The organism is Herbaspirillum sp. B65 (assembly GCF_000333555.1).
GTDB classification, from domain to species: Bacteria; Pseudomonadota; Gammaproteobacteria; order Burkholderiales; family Burkholderiaceae_D; genus Herbaspirillum; species Herbaspirillum rubrisubalbicans.
In genome coordinates this window covers 1-4,371 of sequence record NZ_BADI01000743.1, presented here as the reverse complement: position 1 = coordinate 4,371, position 4,371 = coordinate 1, and the positions used below count along the sequence as shown (strand labels likewise).

Below are 4,371 nucleotides of genomic sequence, written 5' to 3'. Positions count from 1 at the left end.
ATGGGAGCAGCCGTCGCCCCCCTGCCCGAAACGCCGAACCCAAACGCGTCTTCTACGACACCACCGGCAACAAGCAATGGGTGATCCCGCTGAACCAGGCCTTGATGCAGATGGGAGCCTCGGCACCCCATCCGGACGAAGTCAAGGAAGGCTATGACATCGGCGCGCGCATTGGTGACACCGGCACCAGCTCACCCATGGTACAGATCGGACTCGGACTCATTGCCAGCTACCACCAAGGCGGTGCCAGCGCCACAGTGAACCGTCGTCCAAATGGTATGGCTACCATCATCATGGTCAGTCCGCCAGATGAAGCAACCAAGGCTGCTTGGGCCAAGAATCACGCTGGCAGAAGCCCGTTTGACTGACAATGAAAAAACACCGCAATGCTGCATCGACACCGGCTGCATGAGAGAACAACTGACTTGGCAAATTCTAGGTAACGGCAAATATGGCAACGAGTCTTCGTAACAGTGCATTGGCTGTGCTTGGCGTTGCAGTGATGGCCTACGCTGGAAGTTGGGCCTGGATGCATCGTTCACCGAATGGAACCACAGATCCAGCTTCGAAGGAACAGGCCGCTCCAGCAGCGGTGGAAAGCCATCTTTCTGCGAGCCAAGCAATGCTCGCTCAAACTGGAAAGAAATTTGTGCTGGAGGTGCGAGGCATGGGAATCGTTGTCGGCGAAGACACTGACGAAGAGATATGGCGAGCTATTGAAAAGAAGGCAGACAATCACGCTACTTACCTTTCACAGAACCCGGGAGACTACACAAATAGCGCCGACCAGCGCTTATCAGATTTAGGCGCGGTGACTGGATTGTCTTTTAAACGTGGTGCAGGCCGTGCAGTCGATCAGTGGCCGCTGCCTGTAATCATCTGGTACCCCCCGAAATCGAAGCGGACCTCACGCCCAGCCGGCGATCTTGCCAGCTTGCGTCAAGAAGCGAGCCTAGGTGTCACACTGCTGTTGTGGCAGGAAGATGCCAATACCGAGGATGGTGCAGCCATGATCGAAAGGCTATTCGCTTTCTTTGATACGCATCCAGATGTTCCGGCAGCATTGATATACAGCGCGGATGGCTCCATGACGCGCTCCCTGATGCAGACACCAGGCAACGTAGATACCCCTGAAGTAGGCCATGTCATTCCCGCCATGCCAGACAGCATCGGCGCCTTCCTTGTGACCCGGTCTGATCGTGTCGATAAATTGATCAGGCCATATGTTGTCCAGCAAAGAAGCAATGTCAACAAGAACGACACCGAATACGACATCGTCAAGCTGTGGAATTTTTTCTGGCGTAATACTGACGACGACGGCCCCGGAAGCTTTAATGCTCATTTCATCAAAGAAGAAAAGGAAGCGGGAGTCGGCACCCCGTCTGCAAGCGGAGTAATGTCCTCAACCTGGTGGCAAGCCCAACTCCCAGAACTATGGAAAACCATCAGCAACCAAGGCCCAGGCGACTTCAAGCCAACACCTTATATTCCTGTACGCTGGACCGACTGGCAGTTGAAGCAATTCGACAGCGCTCCCCTGCTGGGCTATCTCCATCGCCCAGTGGATGTGAAGCTGACCGACGACAAGGGCCAACCGCTAAAGACCGCACTGCAAGCAGCAGCACTGAAAGCAGGCTGGGAAGCCGCCATCGCCGGACTGCCTGAAGCCACCGAACCCAAACGCGTCTTCTACGACACCACCGGCAACAAGCAATGGGTGATCCCGCTGAACCAGGCCTTGATGCAGATGGGAGCCTCGGCACCCCACCCGGACGAAGTCAAGGAAGGCTACGACATCGGCGCGCGCATCGGCAACACTGGCACCAGCTCACCCATGGTGCAGATCGGTCTTGGACTGATCGCCAGCTATCACCAGGGTGGCGCCAGTGCGACGGTGAACCGTCGTCCGAACGGCATGGCCAGCATCATCATGGTCAGTCCGCCGGATGAAACAACCAAGACCACCTGGGCCAAGGATCACGGTGGCAGAAGTCCATTTGAATGACATCAAGAAAAGAGGAACCATGACATGCGCGGGGTAATTCGTCTGGGTGACGCTACCAGTCACGGCGGCAAGGTCGTGACCGGGCAAGACAAATCAACGGTGATGGGTCGGGCTGTTGCCTGCGTCGGCGATCACTGTACTTGCCCCATCTCCGGCCATCACGATTGCGTGATCGTGGAAGGCGATCCCAAGGTACTGATCGAGGGCAAGGCCGTCGCGTTCGAGGGCCATAAGACATCCTGCGGTGCCACGCTGATTTCCAGCATGGCCTCGTCTGGACGGACGTGACGGACAATTCCGCATTTGACGGCGTCAGCCGGGCCAGTAAGAATATTCGGAATCCAACATTCAGAGTGAGCATGAGCGCCGGTCAGCGTTTTCCTTGACGGCGCCATTGCTCCCCTCCTCCATGCTCAACAATGTCTTCGATCTGGACCTGCGCCTGATCCGCGTCTTCCTGGCCGTGGTCGACTCACACGGCGTTTCGGCGGCGCAGGCCCGACTCAATGTCGGTCAGTCCACCATCAGCGCGCAACTGAACACGCTGGAAACGCGCCTGGGATTTCGTCTGTGCGAGCGCGGCCGGGCCGGCTTCAAGTTGACCGCCAAGGGCGAGAAGTTCGCCGACTCTGCGCGGCGCATGATGGACGCCCTCACCGAATTCGGCATGGAAGCCCGCAACCTGGACAAGCGCCTGGTCGGCAAGCTCTCCATCGGCCTGATGGGCCATACGCCGGCGCAACACAATGCGCGGCTGGCGCAGGTGATCCGTGCCTTTCGCCAGCGCGATGAAGCGGTGCGCATCGAACTGCTGGTGCGCACGCCCGGCGAGCTGGAAGAAATGCTCCTGAACGGTAGCATCCAGATCGCCATCGGTTACTTCTGGCGCCATGTCAGCGCGCTGCAATACGCGCCGCTGCTGCAGGAACGCCAGGTGGCCTATTGCGCCCCACCTCATCCACTGTTCGAGCAGCCCGGCGAGATCGAACCGGAACAGGCCGCGCAATATGCCTGGGCCTGGCGCGACTATCCGGTGCCGCCGGAACACCTGCCCCTGCAACCGCGCAACATCATGGCCGTGACCGGCAATATGGAAGCGATGTCCCTGCTCATCCTCTCCGGCCAGCATCTGGGCTACCTGCCCGAAGAGATGGGCCGCGACTACGAGGCGCGCGGGCAGATGCGGGCGTTGAACCGGGAGCGGCTATCCTACGAGGTCGGCATCAGCGTGGTGACCAACCGTCAGAGCGTCAAGGAACCTATCGTGGCGGCCTTCCTCGACGACCTCCAGCAGACGCAATGAACAAGGGCAATGCGGGCGCATGGCCCGGCATTGCCCTCTTTCCCTTTTCCTTCACCTCGGGAAGATCGCCCTCTGGCGCGATCAAGCCGCCATCGCCATCCCGCGCGACTTGCCAGAGCTCAGATAACTGGCAATGGAATCTTGCGTCACTTCGCCCAGATAGCTGCCATCATTGGCGATGACCGGCATCCAGCTGGTGCTGTGCTTGTACATCTTGGAGAGCACCACGCGCAGGTTTTCGTCCGGTGCGGCATTCATGGTGAAGGGCCGCACCTTGTCTTCGGCCACGCCGCTATTGCCGCGCACGTCACGGCGGGTGAGATAGCCCAGCGCGCGGTTGTCGGCATCGATGATGGTCAGATAGCGCGCATCCTGGTCATCCATCAGCGCCAGGGCCTGATCGCAGGAGACATCGGGCTGGGCCGTGGCCGGGGTGGTGGCGGCCTCGCCGGCACGCACCAGCAGCAGGCGCTTCAAAGTGTGATCCTGGCCGACGAAGGCGCCGACGAAATCATCCTTGGGGCGTGCCAGCAGGGTATCGGGATTGTCGAACTGCACCAGCTTGCCGGCGCGGAACACGGCCACCTTGTCGCCCAGCTTGATGGCTTCGTCGATGTCGTGGCTGACCATGATGACGGTCTTGTTCAACTGGCGTTGCATCTGGAAGAACTCGTTCTGGATCGATTCGCGATTGATCGGATCGACCGCGCCGAAGGGTTCATCCATCAGCAATACCGGTGCGTCGGCCGCCAGGGCGCGGATGACGCCGATACGCTGTTGCTGGCCGCCGGACAGTTCGCGCGGATAGCGCTTCAGGAATTTCTTCGGGTCCAGCGCCACCATGGCCATCAGCTCGGTGGCGCGTTCCTGGCAGCGCTTCTTGTCCCAGCCCAACAGGCGCGGGACGATGGTGATATTTTCTTCGATGGTCATGTTGGGGAACAGACCGATCTGCTGGATCACGTAGCCGATGTGGCGGCGCAGTTCCACTTCATCGATACCGGAGGTGTCCTGGCCATTCAAGAGCACGCGGCCGGAAGTCGGGTTGATCAAGCGATTGATC

General features: G+C 59.4%; 4 protein-coding genes and 1 pseudogene. 4 read left to right on the top strand and 1 reads right to left on the bottom strand.

Annotated elements, in window-relative coordinates; translation table 11 throughout:
- The 4 genes and pseudogenes from I5W_RS17360 to I5W_RS17340 all read left to right on the top strand — a co-directional run.
- Positions 1 to 368 (top strand): annotated as a pseudogene (locus tag I5W_RS17360) (DUF2875 family protein); the annotation flags it as partial.
- An 83-nt stretch (positions 369 to 451) separates the two neighbouring features.
- On the top strand, positions 452 to 2,005 hold the full coding sequence (locus I5W_RS30105; RefSeq protein ID WP_083893569.1) for a type VI lipase adapter Tla3 domain-containing protein: 1,554 nt from the start codon (positions 452 to 454) through the stop codon (positions 2,003 to 2,005).
- A gap of 24 nt (positions 2,006 to 2,029) precedes the next feature.
- Positions 2,030 to 2,293, top strand: coding sequence for a PAAR domain-containing protein (locus I5W_RS30100; protein ID WP_017450614.1), 264 nt, complete (start codon positions 2,030 to 2,032; stop codon positions 2,291 to 2,293).
- A 121-nt stretch (positions 2,294 to 2,414) separates the two neighbouring features.
- The gene (locus I5W_RS17340) at positions 2,415 to 3,308 is read left to right on the top strand and encodes a LysR family transcriptional regulator (protein WP_017450613.1); all 894 of its coding nucleotides are present in this window, start codon (positions 2,415 to 2,417) and stop codon (positions 3,306 to 3,308) included.
- An 81-nt stretch (positions 3,309 to 3,389) separates the two neighbouring features.
- Here I5W_RS17340 and I5W_RS17335 read toward each other — a convergent pair.
- Positions 3,390 to 4,371, bottom strand: a 982-nt coding sequence (locus I5W_RS17335) for an ABC transporter ATP-binding protein (protein ID WP_044530154.1), incomplete at its 5' end; no start/stop codon positions are given.